The organism is Streptomyces sp. NPDC046900 (assembly GCF_040644975.1).
Classification (GTDB): Bacteria; Actinomycetota; Actinomycetes; order Streptomycetales; family Streptomycetaceae; genus Streptomyces.
Genome location: NZ_JBEYXD010000004.1, coordinates 1 through 17314 on the forward strand (window position 1 = coordinate 1; position 17314 = coordinate 17314).

General features: G+C 71.0%; 19 protein-coding genes and 2 pseudogenes. 7 read left to right on the plus strand and 14 right to left on the minus strand.

Annotated features, from left to right (window positions below; genetic code table 11):
* From ABZ904_RS05500 to ABZ904_RS05510, 3 genes and pseudogenes are all read right to left on the minus strand, one after another.
* Positions 1-93, minus strand: a pseudogene (locus tag ABZ904_RS05500) (GntR family transcriptional regulator); the annotation flags it as partial.
* Positions 94-139: 46 nt separating this feature from the next.
* The gene (gene glnII, locus ABZ904_RS05505) at positions 140-1168 is read right to left on the minus strand and encodes a glutamine synthetase (RefSeq protein WP_361821322.1); all 1029 of its coding nucleotides are present in this window, start codon (positions 1166-1168) and stop codon (positions 140-142) included.
* 201 nt (positions 1169-1369) lie between these two features.
* Complete coding sequence (locus tag ABZ904_RS05510; RefSeq protein ID WP_360989459.1) at positions 1370-1816, minus strand: MarR family transcriptional regulator; 447 nt, start codon at positions 1814-1816, stop codon at positions 1370-1372.
* Between the two features lie 98 nt (positions 1817-1914).
* On the opposite strand from ABZ904_RS05510, the gene ABZ904_RS05515 reads away from it, so the two are divergent.
* Positions 1915-2781, plus strand: coding sequence for an alpha/beta fold hydrolase (locus ABZ904_RS05515; RefSeq protein ID WP_361821325.1), 867 nt, complete (start codon positions 1915-1917; stop codon positions 2779-2781).
* Positions 2782-2783: 2 nt separating this feature from the next.
* Here ABZ904_RS05515 and ABZ904_RS05520 read toward each other — a convergent pair whose 3' ends face one another.
* Entirely contained in the window at positions 2784-3479 is a 696-nt protein-coding gene (locus ABZ904_RS05520; protein ID WP_361821328.1) for a hypothetical protein, read from the minus strand.
* Between the two features lie 134 nt (positions 3480-3613).
* Positions 3614-3973, minus strand: a complete 360-nt coding sequence (locus ABZ904_RS05525; RefSeq protein WP_361821331.1) for an arsenate reductase family protein — start codon at positions 3971-3973, stop codon at positions 3614-3616.
* Positions 3974-4136: 163 nt separating this feature from the next.
* Between ABZ904_RS05525 and ABZ904_RS05530 the strand changes: the two genes are divergently transcribed.
* The gene (locus ABZ904_RS05530) at positions 4137-4445 is read left to right on the plus strand and encodes a hypothetical protein (RefSeq protein ID WP_359388832.1); all 309 of its coding nucleotides are present in this window, start codon (positions 4137-4139) and stop codon (positions 4443-4445) included.
* Positions 4446-4547: 102 nt separating this feature from the next.
* Here ABZ904_RS05530 and ABZ904_RS05535 read toward each other — a convergent pair whose 3' ends face one another.
* A complete protein-coding gene (locus tag ABZ904_RS05535) occupies positions 4548-5741 on the minus strand; it encodes a winged helix DNA-binding domain-containing protein (RefSeq protein ID WP_361821334.1) in 1194 nt (397 codons plus the stop codon).
* Between the two features lie 153 nt (positions 5742-5894).
* Here ABZ904_RS05535 and ABZ904_RS05540 point away from each other — a divergent pair, with 153 nt between their 5' ends.
* Complete coding sequence (locus ABZ904_RS05540; protein WP_359388838.1) at positions 5895-6401, plus strand: hypothetical protein; 507 nt, start codon at positions 5895-5897, stop codon at positions 6399-6401.
* Between the two features lie 127 nt (positions 6402-6528).
* Here the strand turns inward: ABZ904_RS05540 and ABZ904_RS05545 are convergent, their stop codons facing one another.
* Positions 6529-7254, minus strand: a complete 726-nt coding sequence (locus ABZ904_RS05545; RefSeq protein ID WP_360989032.1) for an alpha/beta fold hydrolase — start codon at positions 7252-7254, stop codon at positions 6529-6531.
* 259 nt (positions 7255-7513) lie between these two features.
* Here ABZ904_RS05545 and ABZ904_RS05550 point away from each other — a divergent pair, with 259 nt between their 5' ends.
* Positions 7514-7783, plus strand: coding sequence for a hypothetical protein (locus ABZ904_RS05550; RefSeq protein ID WP_359388843.1), 270 nt, complete (start codon positions 7514-7516; stop codon positions 7781-7783).
* Positions 7784-7801: 18 nt separating this feature from the next.
* On the opposite strand, the gene ABZ904_RS05555 is transcribed toward ABZ904_RS05550, so the two are convergent.
* Both ABZ904_RS05555 and htpX read right to left on the minus strand, forming a co-directional pair.
* Complete coding sequence (locus ABZ904_RS05555; protein WP_359388846.1) at positions 7802-8386, minus strand: hypothetical protein; 585 nt, start codon at positions 8384-8386, stop codon at positions 7802-7804.
* Between the two features lie 6 nt (positions 8387-8392).
* Positions 8393-9316 (minus strand): zinc metalloprotease HtpX, encoded by a 924-nt coding sequence (gene htpX / locus ABZ904_RS05560; protein WP_361821339.1) that lies wholly within the window; start codon positions 9314-9316, stop codon positions 8393-8395.
* 421 nt (positions 9317-9737) lie between these two features.
* On the opposite strand from htpX, the pseudogene ABZ904_RS05565 reads away from it, so the two are divergent.
* Positions 9738-9998, plus strand: a pseudogene (locus ABZ904_RS05565) (tyrosine-type recombinase/integrase); the annotation flags it as partial.
* A 120-nt stretch (positions 9999-10118) separates the two neighbouring features.
* Here the strand turns inward: ABZ904_RS05565 and glnA are convergent.
* Positions 10119-11528, minus strand: a complete 1410-nt coding sequence (gene glnA / locus ABZ904_RS05570; RefSeq protein WP_359388852.1) for a type I glutamate--ammonia ligase — start codon at positions 11526-11528, stop codon at positions 10119-10121.
* A 198-nt stretch (positions 11529-11726) separates the two neighbouring features.
* Between glnA and ABZ904_RS05575 the strand changes: the two genes are divergently transcribed.
* On the plus strand, positions 11727-12194 hold the full coding sequence (locus ABZ904_RS05575) for an RDD family protein (protein WP_359388855.1): 468 nt from the start codon (positions 11727-11729) through the stop codon (positions 12192-12194).
* A gap of 200 nt (positions 12195-12394) precedes the next feature.
* On the opposite strand, the gene ABZ904_RS05580 is transcribed toward ABZ904_RS05575, so the two are convergent.
* The 4 genes from ABZ904_RS05580 to lipB form a co-directional block, all read right to left on the minus strand.
* Complete coding sequence (locus ABZ904_RS05580) at positions 12395-13096, minus strand: DUF4191 domain-containing protein (RefSeq protein WP_361821342.1); 702 nt, start codon at positions 13094-13096, stop codon at positions 12395-12397.
* A gap of 87 nt (positions 13097-13183) precedes the next feature.
* On the minus strand, positions 13184-13381 hold the full coding sequence (locus ABZ904_RS05585) for a hypothetical protein (RefSeq protein ID WP_359388861.1): 198 nt from the start codon (positions 13379-13381) through the stop codon (positions 13184-13186).
* 275 nt (positions 13382-13656) lie between these two features.
* The gene (gene lipA / locus ABZ904_RS05590; protein WP_359388863.1) at positions 13657-14622 is read right to left on the minus strand and encodes a lipoyl synthase; all 966 of its coding nucleotides are present in this window, start codon (positions 14620-14622) and stop codon (positions 13657-13659) included.
* Positions 14623-14728: 106 nt separating this feature from the next.
* Positions 14729-15526 (minus strand): lipoyl(octanoyl) transferase LipB, encoded by a 798-nt coding sequence (gene lipB / locus ABZ904_RS05595; RefSeq protein ID WP_359388866.1) that lies wholly within the window; start codon positions 15524-15526, stop codon positions 14729-14731.
* A 317-nt stretch (positions 15527-15843) separates the two neighbouring features.
* On the opposite strand from lipB, the gene ABZ904_RS05600 reads away from it, so the two are divergent.
* Positions 15844-17280 carry a regulator gene (locus ABZ904_RS05600; protein WP_359388869.1) on the plus strand — a complete coding sequence of 479 codons (1437 nt, stop codon included), beginning with the start codon at positions 15844-15846 and terminating at the stop codon, positions 17278-17280.
* The last annotated feature ends 34 nt before the right edge of the window (positions 17281-17314 follow it).

Below are 17314 nucleotides of genomic sequence, written 5' to 3' on the forward strand. Positions count from 1 at the left end.
CGAGCAGTCCTGTGCCAGCCGCTCCGCCGCGAGCTCCGCAGCGATGGCCTCGAGACCGGCTCGTACGGGGTAGGACTCCTCCAGGTCGGCGGCGGCGCCGAACGGCGGGCGCCCCCTCGGGAGCCGTGCGGTGCGCCGGTCAGACCTGGCCGGCCTTCTCCAGCGCCGAACAGCAGGTGTCGACGAGCAGACAGGTCACCACGTACGGGTCGACGTTGGCGTTCGGGCGGCGGTCCTCGATGTAGCCCTTGCCGTCCTTCTCCACCTGCCAGGGGATGCGGACCGAGGCGCCGCGGTTGGAGACGCCGTACGAGTACTCGTTCCACGGGGCGGTCTCGTGCAGGCCGGTCAGGCGGTCGTCGATACCGGCGCCGTAGTTCTTGACGTGCTCCATCGGCTTGGAACCCTCGCCGAGCGCCTCGCACGCGATGATGATCGCGTCGTAGCCCTCGCGCATCGCCTTGGTCGAGAAGTTGGTGTGCGCGCCGGCGCCGTTCCAGTCGCCCTTGACCGGCTTCGGGTCGAGGGTGGCGGAGACGCCGAAGTCCTCGGCGGTGCGGTACAGCAGCCAGCGGGCGACCCACAGCTGGTCCGCGACCTCGAGCGGGGCGAGCGGGCCGACCTGGAACTCCCACTGGCCCGGCATGACCTCGGCGTTGATGCCGGACAGGCCCAGGCCGGCCTTGAGGCAGTTCTCCAGATGCGCCTCGACGATCTCACGGCCGAAGATCTCGTCGGCGCCGACACCGCAGTAGTAGCCGCCCTGCGGGGCCGGGAAGCCGCCCTCGGGGAAGCCGAGCGGACGTGTGCCGTCGAAGAAGGTGTACTCCTGCTCGATGCCGAAGATCGGCTCCTGCGCGGCGAACTTCGTGGCGACCTCGGCCAGCGCGGCACGCGTGTTGGACGGGTGCGGGGTGAAGTCCGTGTCGAGCACTTCGCACAGCACCAGCACGTCGTCGCCGCCGCGGATCGGGTCGGGACAGGAGAAGACCGGCTTGAGCACGCAGTCCGAGGCGTGGCCCTCGGCCTGGTTCGTGGAGGACCCGTCGAAGCCCCAGATCGGCAGCTCCGCACCCTTGGCGTCGTCGCCCAGGATCTTCGTCTTGGAACGGAGCTTGGCCGTCGGCTCGGTGCCGTCGATCCAGATGTACTCAGCCTTGAAGGTCACGGGCCTCATCCTTCGGGGTGGGTCTAGGCGCACTTGCGGGTGCCGCGGCACCGGGGCGCCGCGCTTGCTGCCCGGCAGCTTGTCAACAGGCGATTTCCCGGCCGTTGCCCATGTGTGAACCCCGTGTTACCCGGGGCGTGTGCACCCGAACGGCCGGGTGGCCCGTTCATCCCTTCCCGGGGCGGTGCCAGGGGCTCGGCGTCAGCCGGAGGCGGTGGGGCGGCCCTGGTCCGCGGCCGCCTTCCGGACGCCGTCCAGGAAGCCCCGCACGGCCGCCAGTTCCCGCTCGTCGTACCCCTTCAGCAACTCCACCGCCTGCCCGATCAGCGGCCCGAAGAACTCCTGGCCGAGCTCCACCGCCCGCTCGTCGACCTCGACGAGCACGCGCCGCCGGTCGCGACCGTCGCGTACCCGCCGTACATGCCCGAGCCGTTCCAGCCGGTCGACCAGGGCCGTGGTGCCGGCGGAGTTGAGCCCGAGGAGCGCACCGAGGCGGCCCGCCGTCATGTCCTGGCCCGCGCGGGACGCGTCCATGAGGGCGATCAGGGCGCGTACGTCGGTCGGGTGCATGCCGTTGAGGCTGGCGAACCGGGCGCTGTGCAGGCCGAGTTCGACGGCGACCGCGCGCAGGAGATGGACGATCTCCATCTCGGGTCCCTGGTGTGCACGGTCCGCCACGTCCGCTCCCGAAGAGGTCCTGTTATCTCGCTGGCCAAGTATCTCGCTCAACGAGAGAATAGGTGCCCATGGACTCCTCTGTGTACGAGACCCTTGGCCCGGCGGACTTCCACGCGGCCTACGACGAGGTGCTCGCCGAGTGGCCCGCCGACACCCGGCAGAGCAGCGTCCCCACTCCCTACGGCCGCACACGGGTGACCAGTAGCGGCCCCGCCGACGCGCCACCGCTCGTCCTGCTGCCGGGTGGCCGCGCGACCGCCGTGTCCTGGTACGCCAACGCGGCCGCCTTCTCCCGCAGTTGCCGTGTCCACGCGGTCGACCTGATCGGCGATCCCGGCCGCAGCGTCCCGGACCCGCGCCGGCCGGTGCGCACCGTCGCCGATCTGACCGCCTGGCTCGACGCGGTCCTCGACGGGCTGGGCATCGGCGCCACCGCCGTGGCCGGGCACTCGTACGGCGGCTGGATCGCCCTCCACTACGCGCTGCACGCGCCGGACCGCGTCACCCGGCTCGCCCTGCTGGACCCGACCGGGTGCTTCGCCGGGTTCCGGGCCGGGTACCTGCTGCACGCCCTGCCCATGCTGCTGCGCCCCTCCCCGCGCCGGATCCGGGCCTTCCTCGAGTGGGAGACGGGCGGGGTGCCGCACGCCGCCGCGTGGCTGCGGCTCCAGGAGACGACGGCCGGCTTTCCGGCGGCCAGACCGGTGACGGGACCGCGCCCGAGCGCCGCCGCGCTGCGCTCGCTGCGCACAAGGGTCCTGCTGCTCGTGGCGGCGAGCAGCAGGACCCATGATCCCCGCCAGGTGGCCGCCCGTGCCGCCGAGTTGCTGCCGGACGTGGAGACCGCGGTCCTGCCGGACGTCTCTCATCACGCCTTGCCGTACACCAACCCGGCGGCCACGAACCGCCGCCTCCTGGAGTTCCTGGGCGGCTGAGGTCACCCCACCTTCTCGATCACGGCCCGGCGGATCAGGAACTTGCCGGGCTCGCGGACCTGTTCGAAGGCCGCGTTGTTGAGCAGCACGCAGCTGCCGGAGACCGAAGTGACCGTCACCGTCGTGGACTTGTTGTTGTCCAGGTTGGTGACCTTCAGCTTCGTGCCGGCCGGGAACTGGTTGCTGGACGCGGCGGGGGCGCCGGCCTCGCCGGAGAGTGTCACGGTCGAGCCCTTGCAGACCTGCTGGCCGGATACGTTCCCGGCGTTCCCCCCGTTGCCGGCGGGTGCCGTCGTCGCGGGTGCGGCGCCGGCGCCCTGCGAGGCCTGGGGGTCCTGAGCCGACCCCCCGGCCTGTGCGGCACCGCCGGGCTGAGCCGCCCCGCCTGCCTGAACGGACTCGCCGACCTGGCAGCCCGACGCCTGCTGCTGGACCTTGATCTGGGCGATGACCGCCTCGCGGTTGGCGATGCGCGCCGCCGACTGGACGTCCGGGTTGGCCTTCTGTCCGGCGATGAACGACTCGTTGTTGCCGAGCGCGGTGGCCAGCCCCTTGCAGACCGTCGAGTTGGACGCGTTCTGCACGTTCGCCGCGTTCGAGGTGGCCGCGAGGGCGAAGGCCCCGCTGCCGGCCACGGCGACGGCGGTGACCGCCAGTGCGATCTTCTTCTTGGGACTGAGAGTCCTCCTACGCGACATGCGCGCCTCCTGTCCCCGGCCGCCTCCACGACGGCCGGATGCGATAGGTACGCCGCTAGGTACGGGATACCGAACGCTGTTACTCAGCAGTCACAGGAGTCATGGAAGTAACGTAGGTCACAGGGGAGTTGGGCTCAGCGCGACAGAGCGTCCCGCACCGCCTCCTCCGTGCGGCCCACGACGGCCGTGTCGTCGTCGGCGGTGATGATCGGCCGCTGGATGAGCCGGGGGTGCTCGGCGAGGGCACGCACCCAGCGGTCGCGCTGTGCCGCGTCCCTCGCCCATTCCTTCATGCCGAGCTCCTTGGCCTCCGCCTCCTGGGTCCGGGTGATGTCCCAGGGTTCGAGGCCGAGGCGCTCGAGTACGGCGCGGATCTCGTCCTCGGTGGGGACGTCCTCCAGATAGCGGCGCACGGTGTAGTCGGCACCCTCGGCGTCGAGCAGGCTGATGGCGCTGCGGCACTTCGAACAGGCCGGGTTGATCCAGATCTCCATGGCACGCACGGTAGCCGAAACCCCTCTGGTCACCCATGCCGCACCCTGCCCAAAGCCCATGTGGCCAGCGGCTTTTGTCAGTGGGCGGCAGTAGAATAGAAGCAGTGTTCGAGGGAGTCGGTGGAGTTCACCACGACTCCCAGACCGCGACAGGAGGATGCCCGTGCCCGCTGCCGCAACCAAGCCGAAGCCGACCCAGTCCACCGCCCGCAGGCCGGTCCCGCTGGACCTGCCCTACGCACCGTTGGACAAGCGCCCGCTCCCTCCGGGACGGCCGCGCGAGTGGTACGTCACGCACAACCGGCGCCTCAAGGCGATGCGCCTCGCGATCGCCCTGCTCGACTCCGGGGTGTACATGCCGAACCAGGCGCGCAACGAGACGATACGGAGCACCGCGGAACGGATCGGGGTGCATCCGCCGTCGGAGACCACCTGTCACATGGTGCGGGCGCTGATGCGGTACAGCCGCTGAGCCGTGACTTCGGGCGCCCGCTCGTCATGGGCGCCCGAAGTCGCCGCACTGAGGTCGCTCGGGTCGCCGTGCGGGAAGCCCCTGCCGTGCCGAGAAGTGCCGCTAGGCGGACAGCTCTTTCTCCAGGGGTGTCCGGAAGCGCGGTGTCACCCGGGTGTCCCCGAGCCAGGCGGACAGCCGGGCCGCCTCCTCCTCGACGGCCGCCCGGGCCTGCTGCCCGAGGTCCTCCGTCTCCAGGAGGCGCCACACCACCTCCCCGCCGGGTCGCTGCGCCCAGCCGCCGACCACACGGCCGTTCCACCACACCGTCGGTCCCACATTGCCGCTGCCGTCGAACAGCGCGGGGCGCAGACCGGGGGACAGGTACCAGTCGCGCTCCTGCCATCCCATCGTCGTGGGGTCGAGACCGGGGAGCAGGGCTGCCCAGGGCTCCTCCGGGGCCGCGGCGGGTTCCTCGTCGACGGCCGTCACATACGCCGTCGCCCCGCCGTCGACGGTCACCGCAACCGCGCCGATCGCGCTCAGTGCCCGGCGCAGATCCGTGACCCGCCACCCGGTCCACCACTTGAGGTCCGCCTCGGTGGCCGGGCCGCAGGCCGCCAGCCAGTGGCGCAGCAGCTCGCTCTGGGCCTCGGCGGGCGGCAGTTCGGGGTGCGGCGGGGCGACCGCCCAGCGGAACTGCGACGACGTCCACGCACCCAGCGGACGCCCGCGCACCACCCGGCCCTCGACACCGAGCACCCGCATCAGCCGGGACGACACCGGCTGCAGGCTCTCGTAGCTCTTGCCCGCGGCGTAGGTGAACCGCTCCTTCAGCCGCGGCTCGTCCCGGGTGAGTTCGCCGACCGTCGCCTGCCCGCGGCGGGCCAGTGCGGCCAGCGCCGACGCCTCGACCTCCGTGAGCCACTGTGCCGTCAGCCGGCCGTCGCTGCCGGTGACCATGTCCTTGACCAGCCCGGCTCGCGCCTTCGCCGCGATCGCCAGTCCCGTCGACGCGTGCACCACGGCCGCCAGTCCGGTCGGGAACACGAACACGGTGTGCCGCATACCGTGCATCCGCACCAGCGTCCGTTCCTCGTACAGCGCCCGCTCGACCTCCGGCACGGTCCCGCCCGCGTCCGCGAGCCGCGCCCCGATCGCCAGGTACACCGTGGCGGGGTCGGTGCCGTGCAGCGCGACCAGCGAGCCGGCGACCTCCTCGGGGGTCTTGGCCCGCGCCTGGGCGGCCAGTCGGTGCCGGAGCGCGAGCCGGGCCCGCCGCTCCTCCACTCCGATGTGCCGTTGCCGACCGCCCACTCCGCCTCCCACCGACCCGCCCCGTACGGATTGCGCCCATCCTTGCGGAAGCCGGCCCGTCGCGGCGACCCGTCACCCGAAGTGCCGCGCCCCGCATGCGGTGGTGCACCGACCGGCCTTGACTGAAGGCATCACGCGAAGACGGGAGCAGCGATGGCACGACACGGAGTACGGGACGCGGTGCGGGGCTTCGCGGTGGTCCTGGCGGCTGCCGCCGTGCTCTGCGGCTGCTCGGGCGGCGGCGTCGCCTCGGGCACCGCGTCGCAGGCCGCGTCGAAGGCCTCCGCAGCCGCCTCCGCGGCCTCCTCACTGTCGTCGCAGGCCTCGTCCGTGCTGGCGTCCGCGAGCGCCGAGGCGAGCCGCAAACTGGACCAGATCAAGGGCGGTGTGCACGCCAAGGGCGACGTCAGGCTCGGCGCGGTCTCCGCCGGGTCCGACGGACGGAAGGCGGCGCCGGTCTCCGTCACCAACCCGACCTCCGATGCCCGCACCTACGCGGTGCAGGTCAACTTCAAGGACAGCCACGGCAACCTGCTCGACACGGTGGTCGTGACGGTCGACGACGTGCCCGTACACGGCTCGAAGAACGCCACCGCGCTCAGCAACCGCCAACTCCCTGGCGAGGTCACCACCTCGGTCGCCCGCGCGGTGCGGTACTGATGCCGGTGACCGGCCCCCACGCACCGCGCCTCGGCACGCGGCCCCCGGGCCCGCGCGCCCCACGCTCGGGCCCCCGGCCCACGCGTCCGCGCCCGGGCCCCCGCCCCGCGCGCCCCCGGCCCCTCGCCTAGACCGCGCCGGCCAGCACGGCGTCCACGAACCGTCCGCGATCCCCGGCGTGCTCGCGGAACCACAGCCCCAGCCGGTGATTCGCGCCGGGCAGCTCGAGCCGGGTGAACGCGGAGTTCGTGGCGAGCGCCGCCGCCACCGCCTCGGTCACCTCCACCGGGATCACGTCGTCGGTGCCCGGCACCGCCAGCACCGCCCGTCCGGTGTACGCCCGCAGCACCGGGAGCGCGGGAGCCTCGCGCCAACTCCCCGGGGCACGGAGGATCTCGGTGAAGCGTCCGGTCCCGTCACCGAACGGGAGCGGCCAGGCCTGCGGGGCGTAGACGGCGGGCGCGCACAGGCCCATCGCCACCACCCGCCGCCCGTAGTGCCGCGCGAGGTCCGCGACCGTCTGCCCGCTCATGCTGAACCCGACCAGGACCAGCGGGCCGTCCGCCGGTGTCCGGGCGTCGATCACGGCGACCGCCTGCTCGAAGCGTCTGCGCAGACTCGACTCGGCCAGCCGGCCCGTGCTCTCGCCGTGCCCGGAGAAGTCGAAGGCCAGACCGCGGCGGCCGCGTGCCACGAACTCCTCCAGCAGCGGCAACAGCCGTTGTGAGCTGCCGTTGCCCGCTCCGTGCAGCAGCACGGCGGTGGCCGCGTCCGGGCGGCCGCCGTTGCCGGCGTACACACCGCTGAGTCGTTCGTCGTCGTGCCGGTGGTCGAAGGAGGAGAGCTCGATCATGGGCCCATTCATGCACGGCCGGGGCGCCACGTTGCGTGTTTCGCCGAACTCGGGCCGCAGGAAAAGGGGATGCACTCGGGGTGACCGCGTCCGTATGCTGGACATGCGTTCCGGAGCCGCCCACCACCGCTTTCCGCCGGACCGGCGTCACCCGGTGGACCCGGGGCTACTCTCTACGCACCGACGGCGGCCGCTCTCCCCCAGCGCCCCGCCGTATCCCCGCACCACCTCTCACCACCCACGCTCACGGAGGCCCGTCATGGGCACCATCGTCATCGCCGGAATCGTCGTCCTCGTCATCCTGGGGTTCGGAAACCACGCCTGGTGGCTCGCGGCCGCCGTTCTGCTCTTCCTGTACGCGCAGTACGGGCGCGGCTCCTCGGCGTCCTCGCCGGGCGGCCCTCCGGGAGCAGCGGCCAGCTACCAGGAGTACCGCGAGCGCCGTGACCTGCACGCCAAGTGGGAGCGCCGCTACCGCCGCGAGCGTCCCTTCGAGCACCGCCGTCAGGAACGCGACAAGTCCAAGTAACCGATCCGGCGCGCCCGTTCACAGACCGGGCGCGCCCCAGATGGGGAACCAGCGGCCGAGGTCCTGCTCGATCTGCAGATCGTCGCCGAGCGCCGCCTTGACCTGCAGTTCCAGCGCGTTGTCGCGCCGCTCGCGCTGCCCGGCGAGCGGCGCGAACGGGTAGAAGGTGCCGCGTTTGTACAGATAGACGAGGCCCAGTTGCCGCCCCCGCTCGTCCTGGAAGCCGGCCACCGAGCAGAGCAGCTGCGGCCCGAATCCATTGACCTCCATCGCGCTGTTGACCGCGTGCAGATCGTTGACCAGGGCGGGCAGCTGCTCCGGGTCGCGGCGCGACACCAGCCAGGAGTACCCGTAGTCGTCCCGCTGGAGCTCCACGGGCGGCCCGCTGCGGTCGGTGTCCGAATCCAGAAGCGCCTGGACCTCACGGTTGATCTCGGCGAAGGCGCCGCCCTCCACGGTGGCGAAGCAGACCGCTCCGGTTCCGGTCGGGGTGAACCCGGCCGCCGCCTGGAGCGTGATCGCCGCCGACGGCAGGGCGAAGAGCCGGTCGAGGTCGGGCGCCACCGGTTTGGTGCGGCCGAGCAGGATGTCCAGGAGCCCCATGTGCGCTCAGCCCGCCTTTCCCGGCGTCGCCGCCTCGCCCAGCTCCGCCGAGATACGGCTGAGCTGCTCCAGCCGCTGCTCGAGGCTCGGGTGGGTGGAGAAGAGACGGGAGAGACCCGGCTCGGCACCGAAAGCGGGCGTGAAGTAGAAGGCGTTGAAGGCCTGCGCCGTCCGCAGATCCCTCGTCGGGATACGGGCGATGTCCCCGGTGACCTTGGTCAGCGCGGAGGCCAGCGCCGAAGGGCGGCCGGTCAGGAAGGCGGCCGCGCGGTCGGCGGCCAGCTCGCGGTACCGGGACAGGGCCCGGATCAGCAGGAAGCTGATCGCGTACACCAGTACCGAGATTCCCATGATGGCGCCGAAGACGACGATGGTGTTCTGGTCCTTGCGTCCGCGCCCGCCGAAGAGCTCGGAGTAGAAGGCGAACCGGGCCACGAGCCCGGCGATCACTCCCAGGAACGACGCCACCGTGATCACGGCGACGTCCTTGTGCGCCACGTGCGACAGCTCGTGCGCGAGCACGCCCTCCAGCTCGTCGGGTTCCAGGCGCCGCAGCAGCCCGGTGGTCACGCACAGCACGGCGTGGTCGGGGTTGCGTCCGGTCGCGAAGGCGTTGGGCATATCCATGCCGGACACCGCCACGAGTGGCTTGGGCATGTCGGCCACGGCGCACAGCCGGTCGACCACACCGTGCAGCTGTGGATACTCCTCACGCTCCACGATCCGCCCGTGCATGGCGTACAGCGCGATCCGGTCCGAGAACCAGTACTGTGCGCCGAGCACCAGCGCCGCGATCACGACGACCAGCACCCAGGACTTGAGCAGCACGATCAACGCGGCGACGAACGCCACGTACAGCAATCCGAGCAGGAACAGCGTGACCGTCATCCGCACGGTCAGCCGTCGATCGCTCCGGAACCGGCTCTGCATTCTGCATCACCCCGCAGTACCCGTCGGTAAGGCACTCGTCCCACCACCCATTGTGCGCCCGGTCCCGCCCATGAGCCGGTCCCGACCGACCCCATGGCAGGCAAAGAGTGCCCGTGAAGGGTGAAGAGCCACTGCCTGGCGAGGGGACGCCTGGGGTGTCGAGCCGTCCTGCCCGATGGTCCGCGGCCACGTGTTCGACGGCGCCCGCAGATCGTTGCGGCGGCCGGCGGGGGTGCCGTCTTGGTGGATTGTGCGGGGCGTGAGCTGGGGTTGGGGTGTGGTGCGGGCGCGGACAGTGCGGCGTTCATGACTGAGCGTGGCCCCCAGGGTCCGGCCCCGCGCCCCGGGCGGGGCCACCCGGGCCGTGTGCGGCGTCTGCGCGCCCGGCCGGTCTTACGCAGGTACGCGGGCTGGCTGGGTCTCAGCAGGCGTGATCCCCGAGCGGTCGTCGGGGGAGCGGTTCAAGCAGTCGCGCGAGCACGGCATGCACGCCCTGAGGCACTACTACGCGTCGGTGCTGCTGGACGCGGGGGAGAACGTGAAGGCCCTGGCCGAGTACCTGAGGCACGCGGACCCCGGCTTCACGCCGCGTACCTACACGCACCTGTTGCCGAACAGTCAGGATCGAGCCCGTAAGGCCATCGATCAGGCGTACGAAGACCGGCGGGATGACGCAGCCTGAGTGGGCCTCTGAAGACCGGGAGCCGAAAAAGCCGAAGGCCGGCTCTCCCGTGCTGGGAGAGCCGGCCGACGGCCCACAGACGGCCCAGGGGAGCGGCTACCCGCTCGACCTGGGGCGATATCACACGTCGAAGTAGAGCTCGAACTCGTGCGGGTGCGGGCGCAGCTGCAGCGGGGCGATCTCGTTCGTGCGCTTGAAGTCGATCCACGTCTCGATCAGGTCGGCGGTGAAGACGTCGCCCTGGAGGAGGAACTCGTGGTCGGCCTCGAGGGAGTCGAGGACGGCCGGGAGCGAGGTCGGGACCTGCGGGACGCCCGCGTGCTCCTCGGGGGCCAGCTCGTACAGGTCCTTGTCGATCGGCTCGGCCGGCTCGATCTTGTTCTTGATGCCGTCCAGGCCCGCCAGCAGCAGGGCGGAGAAGGCCAGGTACGGGTTGCCGGAGGAGTCCGGGGCACGGAACTCGACGCGCTTGGCCTTGGGGTTCGAGCCCGTGATCGGGATACGCATCGCCGCGGAGCGGTTGCGCTGCGAGTACACCAGGTTGACCGGCGCCTCGAAGCCCGGGACCAGGCGGTGGTACGAGTTCACCGTCGGGTTGGTGAAGGCCAGCAGCGACGGAGCGTGCCTGAGGATGCCGCCGATGTAGTAACGGGCGGTGTCCGAGAGACCCGCGTAGCCGGCCTCGTCGTAGAACAGCGGGTCGCCGTTGCTCCACAGCGACTGGTGGACGTGCATGCCCGAGCCGTTGTCGCCGAAGATCGGCTTCGGCATGAAGGTCGCGGTCTTGCCGTTGCGCCAGGCGACGTTCTTCACGATGTACTTGAAGAGCTGGAGGTCGTCGGCGGCGGCGAGCAGCGTGTTGAACTTGTAGTTGATCTCGGCCTGCCCGGCGGTCCCCACCTCGTGGTGCTGGCGCTCGACCTTCAGGCCGGCCTTGTCCAGCTCCAGGCTGATCTCGGCGCGCAGGTCGGCGAAGTGGTCGACCGGCGGGACCGGGAAGTAGCCGCCCTTGTAGCGGACCTTGTAACCGCGGTTGTCCTCGAGCGCACCCGTGTTCCAGGCGCCGGCCTCGGAGTCGATGTGGTAGAAGGACTCGTTCGCGCTGGTGGCGAAGCGGACGCTGTCGAAGACGTAGAACTCGGCCTCGGGGCCGAAGTACGCCGTGTCCGCGATCCCGGTGGAGGCCAGGTAGGCCTCGGCCTTCTTCGCCACGTTGCGCGGGTCACGGGAGTACTGCTCGCCCGTGATCGGGTCGTGGATGAAGAAGTTGATGTTCAGCGTCTTGTCGCGGCGGAAGGGGTCGATCCGGGAGGTCGACAGGTCCGCGCGCAGCGCCATGTCGGACTCGTGGATGGCCTGGAAACCACGGATCGAGGATCCGTCGAAGGCGAGCTCGTCGTCCGGGTCGAACGCCTCGACGGGCACGGTGAAGTGCTGCATGACGCCCGGCAGGTCGCAGAAGCGGACGTCGATGAACTTGACGTCCTCGTCCGCGATGAACTTCTTGGCCTCGTCGGCGTTCTGGAACATCCAGCTCCTCCTACTCCCGACCGTCCTCGCCGGGGTGGTAGTTCGTTCGTGCGGCCAGTGCGGTGGCACACGCTGGTGCCGACCATAGGGACGGGGCATTTCTCGGGCGTGACCCAATTGTTTCTCCCAGGTTAACCAGCCCGAGGCTCTCGGACCCCACCTCACTGCTCGCCGAAACGCGGGCAGTACCGTGGACGCGTGGACAACAGGCAAGCAATCGGATCCTGGCTCTCCGGTCCCCGCGCGGCCATGGAAGACGCCGGGGCGGACTTCGGGTACCGGGGTGAGCAGCTCGGTCTGCCGCAGGAGGGGCCGGGCTCGATCGCCCGCCCGGGCCGGCGCCTGGGTGCCCTCGCCGTGGACTGGGGCCTGTGCCTCTTGATCGCATACGGTCTGATCACGGACAGCTATCACCGAGCGGCCCAGGTGTGGGCCCCGCTCATTCTCTTCGCGCTGATCGTCGTCACCCTGGGCACCCTCGGGTTCACCCCCGGCAAGCGGCTCTTCGGGCTGCGGGTCGTCGCCCTGAGCACCGGCCGCGTCCACCCGCTGCGCGCGCTGCTGCGCACGGTCCTGCTGTTCCTCGCCATCCCGCCGCTGGTCTGGGACCGCGACGGCCGCGGTCTGCACGACCGGCTGGCCGGAACGGTCGAGGTACGGCTCTGAGCCTGGGCCCCCGGCGGGGCCATGGGTGATGACCGCCCCTGGCGGGACCCGCGGGTCTGTGACCCCCGCTGGCCCGGCCGCTCCGTTCGACCGAAGACGCTTCGCTCCGATCGCCTACTGGCCGTCCCTGAGAACGCCGATGGGCCGTCTCCCGAGAACCTGGGGTTCTCGGGAGACGGCCCATCGTGGGTCAGTGGAGGTCAGCGGCCCTTCGGTCCGCCCCGCGGCATCCGCATGCCCTTCGGCAGCGGTCCCTTCGGCAGCGGCATGTTGCTCATCAGGTCGCCCAGCGCCCGCAGCCGGTCGTTGGTCGCGGTCACCTGTGGACCGGTCAGCACCCGCGGATACTTCAGCATCGTCGTACGGAGCTTCTTCAGCTCGACCTGGCCCTCGCCCTTGCCGACGACCACGTCGCGCACCGGAACGTCCGCGACGATGCGTGCCATCTTCTTCTTCTCCGCGGCCAGCAGGCTCCGGACGCGGTTCGGGTTGCCCTCGGCGACCAGGACGATCCCGGCCTTGCCGACCGCGCGGTGCACCACGTCCTGGCTGCGGTTCATCGCGACCGCCGGAGTGGTGGTCCAGCCGCGGCCGATGTTGTCCAGGACCGCCGCGGCGGCGCCGGGCTGGCCCTCCATCTGGCCGAAGGCGGCTCGCTCGGCCCGGCGTCCGAAGACGATCGCCGACGCGAGGAAGGCGAGCAGGAGGCCGAGAATTCCGAGATAGACAGGGTGCCCGATCAAGAATCCGATCGCGAGGAAGACACCGAAGGTGACGATTCCGACAGCCGCGAGTACAAGACCGATCTTGGGGTCGGCCTTGCGGGTCATCTTGTAGGTCAGGGCGATCTGCTTCAGTCGCCCGGCATTCGCAGCGTCCGCTGCAGTTTCCTTCCTCGCCATGCCACGAAGTCTACGTGGCCGGGGAAGCCGCGACGACGGCAGTGCCGTGCCGGAGCGGTGGGGACGCTCCGCGCGGGCGAGCGGCGATCAGGAGCCGTGCACCACGGAGTCGAGGACGCGCTGCGCCTCGACCCGGTCCTTGGCCCGGCGCCGGTCCTCCAGCACGGAGGTCCAGGCGTTCTGGCGGGCGGTCCGCTGACCGCTGCTCATGAGAAGCGATTCGATGGCACGCAGTGCAGTGCTGAACGACGGGATGGCGTTGGCGCGAACGGGCGCGGCCTGCATGGCTGGAGTCTCCCTGGGATCGGCGGCTTGGGGTAAGGGCTGTGCGTGGCGTAAGGCAAGCGTCACTGATTGGTGTTACCAGGGCGTGACCGACCGGTCAAACACCAATGAAACCTTGATACAGAGGCCCGAAACCCTGACGCGGCCCTGACGTGCCCGCTAGCTGCGGGGACAGTCGGGGCCGCGTCGATCGACCGCTACCCGGGGGTAGTTGCTTGTGCGCGGATTCACACGCGGGAAGTGGCACGCAGTGCCATGTACATGCAGGAGCCGGATCAGACCGCCTGCGAGGCGACGTAGCTGCCGCGCCTCTCCACCGCCATCTGGTACAGCCGCCCGGCGCGGTACGAGGAACGCACCAGCGGGCCGGACATGACGCCCGAGAAGCCGATCTGCTCGGCCTCCTCCTTGAGCTCCACGAACTCCTGCGGCTTCACCCAGCGCTCCACGGGGTGGTGGCGGACGCTGGGGCGCAGGTACTGCGTGATGGTGACCAGCTCGCAGCCGGCGTCGTGCAGCTGCTTGAGCGCCTCGCCGACCTCCTCACGGGTCTCTCCCATGCCGAGGATCAGGTTCGACTTCGTGACCAGGCCGTAGTCGCGGGCCGCGGTGATGACCTTGAGGGAGCGCTCGTAGCGGAAGCCGGGGCGAATGCGCTTGAAGATCCGCGGGACGGTCTCGACATTGTGCGCGAAGACCTCGGGCCGGGCGGAGAAGACCTCTTCGAGCTGCTCGGGGACCGCGTTGAAGTCGGGGGCGAGGAGCTCGACCTTGGTGTGCCCGCTCTCGCGGCCGGCGGTCTGCAGGTGGATCTGGCGCACGGTCTCGGCGTACAGCCAGGCACCGCCGTCCTCGAGGTCGTCGCGGGCGACCCCGGTGATGGTGGCGTAGTTCAGGTCCATCGTGACCACGGACTCGCCGACCCGGCGGGGCTCGTCGCGGTCGAGCGCCTCGGGCTTGCCGGTGTCGATCTGGCAGAAGTCGCAGCGCCGGGTGCACTGGTCGCCGCCGATGAGGAAGGTCGCCTCGCGGTCCTCCCAGCACTCGTAGATGTTCGGGCAGCCGGCTTCCTGGCAGACCGTGTGCAGGCCCTCGCTCTTCACGAGGCTCTGCATCTTGGTGTACTCGGGACCCATTTTCGCCCGGGTCTTGATCCACTCGGGCTTGCGCTCGATGGGGGTCTGGCTGTTGCGGACCTCCAGGCGCAGCATCTTGCGTCCGTCGGGTGCGACTGCGGACACATCGGCTCCCTGTAGCTTCGATTCTTCGGCGTACACCAGGGTACGCCCGTGTTTGTTGAGCCCTACCCGTGAGGCCAACCCCGCGGCTCCGGAGTCCATTCCCGCGTCAGGCGGACGCCTTCTCGATCTCCCGCGGCTTCAGATCCGCGTTCTCCAGAACGTCCTTGAGGTGCCGTTCCACCACCGGAAGCACGTCCGCGATCGTCACGTCGCGCCCCAGCTCGCTCGCCAGGGACGTCACGCCGGCGTCCCTGATTCCGCAGGGAATGATGCGGTCGAACCAGGTGGTGTCCGGGTTCACGTTCATCGAGAAGCCGTGCATCGTGACGCCCTTGGCGACGCGGATGCCGATCTGGGCGAGCTTGCGGTCCTCCCGGCGCTGGCCGGCGTTGGAGGGCGCGTACTCGGGGCCGTTCAGCCGGGGGTCGAACTCCTCGTCCTGCAGCCGGGGGTCGAAGTCCAGGGAGAGGCCGCCGAGCGAGGGGCGCTGTTCCACCGGGTCCCCGAGGACCCACACACCGCTGCGGCCCTCGATCCGGGTGGTCTGCAGGCCGAACTCCGCGCAGGTGCGGATCAAGGCCTCCTCCAGGCGGCGTACATGGGCCACGACGTCGACCGGGCGGGGCAGCTTCTGGATCGGGTAGCCCACCAGCTGGCCCGGACCGTGCCAGGTGATCTTGCCGCCGCGGTCCACGTCGATCACCGGCGTGCCGTCCAGGGGCCGCTCGTTGTCCGCCGTGCGCCGGCCCGCCGTGTAGACCGGGGGGTGTTCGAGCAGCAGGCAGGTGTCAGGGATCTCGTCGGCGAAACGGGCGGCGTGCACCCGGCGCTGCTCGTCCCAGGCCTCCTGGTACTCGACGGCCTCGGCCCCGAACCCCATACGGACGAACCGCAACTCACTCACGGCAAGCGCCTCCCTAGAAGCTTCGTAAGGCACGAAACGCGCCCACGCCACTGTACGTCCAGCCGACTGCGCCCTGTCCGGCCGGTGTGCTGACGCCGTTCGGTCGTCCCGTCAGCTCGACTCGCCAATCCTCACACGATCGGATGAATGGGCTCCGAACGCTGCAATCGCCCGCTCACTCTCCGCTACATTCGCGCCGTTCACGAGGCCATATGGGCTGCTCACAGGCGATCCGGGCACGGCGGCGACGCGGGGGACGGCACCATGCCCTTTCCGTGGTGCCGACGAGGTCCGAAAGGCAGGAGACCGCACCGCAGATGACGGAACGACCCGCGCAGCGCACCCCCAACCGACAGCTCGCCGCGCTCATCGCAGAAGCGGGGTTCTCCAACGCGGGGCTCGCCCGTCGCGTCGACCAGCTGGGCCTCGAACACGGACTCGATCTCAGATATGACAAGACATCCGTGACGCGCTGGCTGCGCGGGCAGCAGCCGCGCGGCACGACGCCCGCGCTCATCGCCGAGGTGTTCACCCGGCGGCTCGGACGCCGGCTCACGGCGCAGGACCTCGGACTCGACGCCTGCGCCCCGGTGTACGCGGGCCTGGAGTTCGCCGCCACCCCCGAGGAGGCCATCGACATCGTCAGCGGTCTGTGGCGCAAGGACTCGGGAAGCCATGCCGAGCTGCGCAAGATCGCGTTCACCCCGGCCGGACTCGTCGTGCCGAGCCGGGACTGGCTGATCGGTCGGGCCGACGACAAGGTGGGCCGCGGCGAGGCGGTCCCCCGCATCCCGGCGCAGGGCCGCCCCGCGGTGCCCCGGCAGCGCAGCCAGTCCGAGCGCGGACCCGGCCAGAAGGTCAGCGGCGGCGACATCGCCGCGCTGCGGTCGGTGGGCGAGCTGTTCCGCGCCCTCGACCACGCCTACGGCGGTGGTCACGCCCGCCAGGCGCTCGTGCGCTACCTGGAGCACGAGGCCGAGCCGATGCTCCGCGGCGTCTACGGCGAGCAGACGGGCCGCCGCCTCTTCGCGGCGGCCGCCGATCTGACCCGGCTCGCCGGCTGGACGTCGTACGACATCGGTGCGCACGGTCTCGCCCAGCGCTACTTCGTGCAGGCGCTGCGGCTCGCGCAGGCGGCCGGGGACCGGCTCTACGGGGCGTATGTGCTGATCACGATGAGCCGGCAGGCCGTCTACCTCGGCCATGGACGCGAGGCCGTGCAGCTCGCCAGGGTGGCCCAGCAGGGCGTCGGGACGACCGCGCCGCCGGCCGTCCAGGCGCTGCTGCACGCCGTCGAGGCGCGTGGCCACGGGGTGCTCGGCGAGGTGCGCGCGTGCACAGCGTCGCTGGTCCGGGCCGAGCGGGCGCTGGAGGCCGTGCGCCCGGGCGACGAAGCCCCGCACTGGGCGCGGTTCTTCGACGAGGCGCAGCTCGCCGACGAGTTCGGGCACTGCCACCGGGACCTGCAGCAGTACCGGGCCGCCGCCCAGCACGCCGAGCGCTCGCTGCAGCTGCGGGCGCCCGGCTACGCCCGCAGCCGCCTGTTCTGCCGGGTCGTGCTCGCCTCGGCGCGGCTCGGCCTCGGCGAGCTGGACCAGGCCTGCCTGCTGGGGGCCGAGGCGGCCGCGCAGGCCTCGGAGATGCGGTCGGTGCGGGCCACCGAGTACGTGCGGGACTTCGAGCGGCGGCTGGAGCCGTACAAGGACGCGACGCCGGTGCGTGGCTACCGTGACCGGGTCGCCGCGCTCCAGTGAGCGTCGGGCTGCCGCGTGCATCGGTTCGGCGTCC

Excerpts from the sequence above, each read along its gene's own strand:
- ABZ904_RS05600 (WP_359388869.1), top strand. The coding sequence starts at position 15,844 with ATGACGGAACGACCCGCGCAGCGCACCCCCAACCGACAGCTCGCCGCG.
- glnA (WP_359388852.1), bottom strand. The coding sequence starts at position 11,528 with ATGTTCCAGAACGCCGACGAGGCCAAGAAGTTCATCGCGGACGAGGAC.
- ABZ904_RS05515 (WP_361821325.1), top strand. The coding sequence starts at position 1,915 with ATGGACTCCTCTGTGTACGAGACCCTTGGCCCGGCGGACTTCCACGCG.
- ABZ904_RS05585 (WP_359388861.1), bottom strand. The coding sequence starts at position 13,381 with ATGCAGGCCGCGCCCGTTCGCGCCAACGCCATCCCGTCGTTCAGCACT.
- htpX (WP_361821339.1), bottom strand. The coding sequence starts at position 9,316 with ATGCAGAGCCGGTTCCGGAGCGATCGACGGCTGACCGTGCGGATGACG.
- ABZ904_RS05510 (WP_360989459.1), bottom strand. The coding sequence starts at position 1,816 with ATGGAGATCGTCCATCTCCTGCGCGCGGTCGCCGTCGAACTCGGCCTG.
- ABZ904_RS05555 (WP_359388846.1), bottom strand. The coding sequence starts at position 8,386 with ATGGGGCTCCTGGACATCCTGCTCGGCCGCACCAAACCGGTGGCGCCC.
- ABZ904_RS05525 (WP_361821331.1), bottom strand. The coding sequence starts at position 3,973 with ATGGAGATCTGGATCAACCCGGCCTGTTCGAAGTGCCGCAGCGCCATC.
- ABZ904_RS05540 (WP_359388838.1), top strand. The coding sequence starts at position 5,895 with ATGGCACGACACGGAGTACGGGACGCGGTGCGGGGCTTCGCGGTGGTC.
- ABZ904_RS05580 (WP_361821342.1), bottom strand. The coding sequence starts at position 13,096 with ATGGCGAGGAAGGAAACTGCAGCGGACGCTGCGAATGCCGGGCGACTG.
- ABZ904_RS05520 (WP_361821328.1), bottom strand. The coding sequence starts at position 3,479 with ATGTCGCGTAGGAGGACTCTCAGTCCCAAGAAGAAGATCGCACTGGCG.
- ABZ904_RS05550 (WP_359388843.1), top strand. The coding sequence starts at position 7,514 with ATGGGCACCATCGTCATCGCCGGAATCGTCGTCCTCGTCATCCTGGGG.
- ABZ904_RS05545 (WP_360989032.1), bottom strand. The coding sequence starts at position 7,254 with ATGATCGAGCTCTCCTCCTTCGACCACCGGCACGACGACGAACGACTC.